General features: G+C 67.8%; 4 protein-coding genes. All 4 read left to right on the top strand.

What is annotated here, in order from left to right; all coding sequences use genetic code 11:
- On the top strand, positions 1–894 hold an 894-nt coding region (locus tag NU688_RS33810; protein ID WP_257865353.1), incomplete at its 5' end, for an ABC transporter permease.
- A 165-nt stretch (positions 895–1059) separates the two neighbouring features.
- Complete coding sequence (locus tag NU688_RS33805; RefSeq protein WP_257865352.1) at positions 1060–1899, top strand: ABC transporter permease; 840 nt, start codon at positions 1060–1062, stop codon at positions 1897–1899.
- A gap of 2 nt (positions 1900–1901) precedes the next feature.
- Complete coding sequence (locus tag NU688_RS33800) at positions 1902–2939, top strand: ABC transporter ATP-binding protein (RefSeq protein ID WP_257865354.1); 1038 nt, start codon at positions 1902–1904, stop codon at positions 2937–2939.
- Positions 2940–3096: 157 nt separating this feature from the next.
- On the top strand, positions 3097–3545 hold a 449-nt coding region (locus tag NU688_RS33795; RefSeq protein ID WP_257865351.1), incomplete at its 3' end, for an ATP-binding cassette domain-containing protein.

The following is a 3545-nucleotide window of genomic DNA, read 5'->3' as shown; positions in this document are numbered from 1 at the left end:
GCCATCGTGGCGGTGCTGGTCTTCGTGCTCACACGCGCCGCATCGGGCGACCCGGTCTCGGTGCTGCTGGGCGACCAGGCCACGGCCGCCGACATCGCGCGCGTGCAGAAGGACTACGGCCTCGACAAGCCGCTGCCCGTGCAGTTCGGCTACTGGCTGCGCGAAGTGCTGCAGGGCAACCTGGGCACCTCGATCTTTCTTCAGCGCCCCGTGACGCAGGCGCTGTGGGAGCGCGCCGAGCCCACCACGCTGCTCGCGCTCCTGGCCGTGGCCATCGCGGCGCTGATCGGCGTGCCCTGCGGCATCGTCTCGGCCGTGTTCCGCGGGCGCGTGGTCGATCAGCTCTTCACCGGCATCGCGATGCTCGGCGCGAGCATTCCGAGCTTCTGGCTGGGCATCGTGCTGATCCAGATCTTTGCGGTGTCCTTCGGCTGGTTTCCGGTGTCGGGCTACGGTGCGCCCGATGCACCGTTCATGGAGCGGCTGCATGCGCTGGTGCTGCCGGCCGCGGTGCTGGGCCTGTTGAACTCGGCGCTCATCATCCGCTTCACGCGCGCCTCGATGCTCGATGTGCTCGGCGAAGACTATGTGCGCACCGCGCGCTCCAAGGGCCTCTCCGAGAGCACGGTGGTGCTCAAGCACGCGCTGCGCAATGCGCTGGTGCCCATCGTCACGGTGATCGGCCTCACGGTCGCGCTGATGATCGGCGGCGCCGTCATCACCGAAACCGTGTTCGGGCTGCCGGGCGTCGGCAACCTCGTGGTGAGTGCGGTGCTGCGGCGCGACTACCCGGTCATTCAAGGTGCGCTGCTCGTGATTGCCGCGATCTACGTGCTCATCAATTTCTCGATCGACCTGCTGTATGCGGTGGTCGATCCTCGCGTGAAGGTCTAAGAAGCTATGAACGAACCCGCCATGCCCGCTCATCCCACCCAGACACGCCCGCTTGGCGTTGCAAATGCTCGCCATAGCCCGAGCTATGGCTGCGCTTTGCGCCTTGATCGGGCGCGCCTGGGCGGGCTGCTCGGGCACGTCGAATTCATTCATAGCTGCTGAACCATGCAGATGCCAAGAATGCTCCGCCAGCTGATGCACCGCCGCATCGTGATGGTCTCCGCGCTGGTGCTGCTGGTGATCGCGGTGCTCGCTATCGGCGCGCCGCTGTTCGCCTCCATCGACCCCAACGACACGGCAGTGCTCGACCGCCTGAAGGCGCCGAGCGCCGCGCACCTGCTGGGCACCGACGAACTCGGTCGCGATCTCTATTCGCGCATCGTGCACGGCGCGCGCTATTCGCTGGCCATCGCGGCGCTCACCGCCCTGGGCTCGGTCATCGCCGGCACGGTGCTGGGCCTGATGGCCGGCTTCTTCCGACGCCTGGACACGCCGCTCATGCGCGTGGTCGACGCGATGATGTCCTTCCCCGACATCCTCCTGGCCATCGCGCTGGTGGCGATCCTGGGGCCCTCGCTGATGAACACCGTGCTCGCGCTGGTGCTGGTCTACACGCCGCGCGTGGCGCGGGTGGTGCGGGCCTCGACGCTCGTGGTGCGGGAACTGCTGTTCGTCGAAGCCGTGCGCGCGCTGGGCGTGCGCACCTCGCGCATCCTGTGGCGGCACATCCTGCCGAACCTGATGTCGCCGATCCTCGTGCAGGTGTCGTTCATCTTCGCCTACGCCATCCTGGCCGAGGCGGGGCTCTCGTTCCTCGGCGTCGGCGTGCCGCCCGAGATCCCGACCTGGGGCACCATGGTCGCGGGCAGCCAGCAGTACGCGCACCAGGCCTTCTGGGTGGTGCTGTTCCCGGGCCTGGCGATCATCTTCACGGCGCTGTCGTTGCAACTGCTGGGCGACGGTGTGCGCGACCTGCTGGACCCCAAGCTCAAGAAGACCTCATGATGATGACGAACGCGAATACAACCCCACGTCTCACGGTCAGCAACCTGAGCACCAGCTTCCCCACCGAAGACGGCCTGATCCGCTCGGTGGCCGATGTGAGCTTCTCCATTCAACCGGGCAAGACCACTGCGCTGGTCGGCGAATCGGGCTCGGGCAAGTCGGTCACCAGCCTCACGCTGATGCGCCTCTTGCCCAAGACCGCGAACGCGCAGGTCAGCGGCAGCGCTTCGTTCGTCACACGCGAAGGCAAGACGCTCGATCTGCTGCAGATCGGCGAGCGCGAGATGCGGTCGCTGCGCGGCAACCAGCTGTCGATGATCTTCCAGGAGCCGATGACCAGCCTGAACCCGGTTTTCACCATCGGCGAGCAGATCGCCGAGAGCGTGCGGCTGCACAAGGGGCTCGATCGCAAGTCGGCCCTGGCCCATGCGCTGCGCATGCTGGAGCTGGTGGAGATTCCGGCGGCGGCACAGCGCATCCACGAGTACCCGCATCAGCTCTCGGGCGGCATGCGCCAGCGGGTGATGATCGCGCTCGCGATGGCCTGCGACCCGACGCTCCTGATCGCCGACGAGCCCACCACCGCGCTGGATGTGACCATCCAGGCGCAGATCCTCGAACTCATGCGGCGCCTGCAGGCCGAGACGGGCATGAGCATCCTCTTCATCACGCACAACCTGGGCGTGGTCGCGCACCATGCGGACGACGTGGTGGTGCTGTATGCGGGCCGCGTGGTCGAGAGTGCGCCGGTGCGGCCGCTGTTCGCGCAGCCGGAGCATCCGTATACGCAGGGTCTGCTGGCCTGCCTGCCGGGCAAGGCGCGCGTTCCGGGGCAACCCAAGCCCAAGCGCCTGTTCGCGATCCGCGGGCAGGTGTCCAGCCCGCTGGCGCCACCGCCCGGCTGCGCGTTCGAGCCGCGTTGCGACCTGGCGCTGGCCGAATGCAGCGTGGCAATGCCGCCGCTGATCGAGACGCACCATGGGCGCGAAGCGCGCTGCGTTCGCGTGCAGCCGGCCCAGCCTTTGGTGAGGGCCGCATGAGAAGCGCACTGCCCGGCGTTGTGCTCCTTCCCCTTCCGGGGGAAGGCTGGGATGGGGGCAGGCGGCGTTCGTTCGGCGCAGTGCTTCATCCAGTGCCGTCGTGCCCCCACCCCCACCCTCCCCCGGAAGGGGAGGGAGCCAAAACCACAAGCCCACGATGACCACCGCCACTCCCCTCATCGAAGTCCGCGGACTCAAGAAATACTTCGGCAGCAGCGACCGCCCGGTGCGCGCGGTCGACGACGTGTCGTTCGCGATCCAGCCCGGCGAGACGCTGGGCCTGGTCGGCGAATCGGGCTCGGGCAAGAGCACCATCGGCCGCACCGTGCTGCGGCTCGTTGAGCGCACCGAGGGCCAGGTGTTCTACCGCGGTGACGACATCGGCGCTCTCTCGGGCGAGCGCATGCGCAAGCTCCGCAGCAAGCTGCAGATCATTTTCCAGGACCCGTACGCGAGCCTGAACCCGAAGATGCGCATCAGCGCGATCCTGGGCGAGGCGCTGTCCACGCACGGGCTGCACAAAGGGGCGGCGGCGCGCGACAAGCGCATTGCCGAGCTGCTGGAGACCGTGGGCTTGCGCGCCGAGCATGCGAGCCGCTTTCCGCA

This window comes from Variovorax sp. ZS18.2.2, from assembly GCF_024701975.1.
In the GTDB taxonomy this organism is placed as follows: Bacteria; Pseudomonadota; Gammaproteobacteria; order Burkholderiales; family Burkholderiaceae_C; genus Variovorax.
Note: the sequence above shows the minus strand (reverse complement) of the source record. Positions and strands in the feature narration are given on the sequence as shown.

What these genes read in the sequence shown, in the direction of transcription:
- NU688_RS33800 (WP_257865354.1), top strand. Translation starts at nt 1,902, where the DNA reads ATGACGAACGCGAATACAACCCCACGTCTCACGGTCAGCAACCTGAGC.
- NU688_RS33805 (WP_257865352.1), top strand. Translation starts at nt 1,060, where the DNA reads ATGCAGATGCCAAGAATGCTCCGCCAGCTGATGCACCGCCGCATCGTG.